Source organism: Vibrio sp. 10N.222.49.C9 (assembly GCF_041474985.1).
Taxonomy (GTDB): Bacteria; Pseudomonadota; Gammaproteobacteria; order Enterobacterales; family Vibrionaceae; genus Vibrio; species Vibrio crassostreae_C.
On record NZ_JBFRVD010000608.1, the window covers coordinates 1 to 381 of the forward strand.

The 381-nt window shown below is 43.8% G+C and carries 1 protein-coding gene; it reads left to right on the top strand.

The genetic code is table 11. The annotated features are described in order from the left end of the window. Positions 1 to 305 (top strand): hypothetical protein (locus AB4585_RS24710; protein WP_372171392.1); only part of this gene is annotated, 305 nt, incomplete at its 5' end. Between the last annotated feature and the right edge of the window lie 76 nt (positions 306 to 381).

Genomic DNA, 381 nt, shown 5'->3' on the forward strand with positions numbered 1-381 from the left:
ACTTTAAGGGATTGCCCGATAAGAAATTAGAGTCGTACCAGAGTTGGTTAGCGGTGTGGCCTTTAAGAATAAATATCGCGATGTTCGCTATTGTTTCTATCGTTTTTGGTGTGCTGCACGACTACCTTGATTCGATTTTCACGCTTGCTGTTGCTCTGCTCGGAGTTCAATTCATTACAACGGTGGTGCTACAGCATTTTGCTGCGATAGCGGTAACTGAGGTTCACAGGCGACAACACGAGGCAATGAAGATGGATTTGGCGCAATCTTGGGTGAATTTGCGAGGTGTCTCGAAGGAAGAGTAGCTAAGTTACGTTAATGCTCGATAGTGGCAATTTAGCTTGATATTGTTTCTCTCGTTGGTAGGGCATTAGATTATTT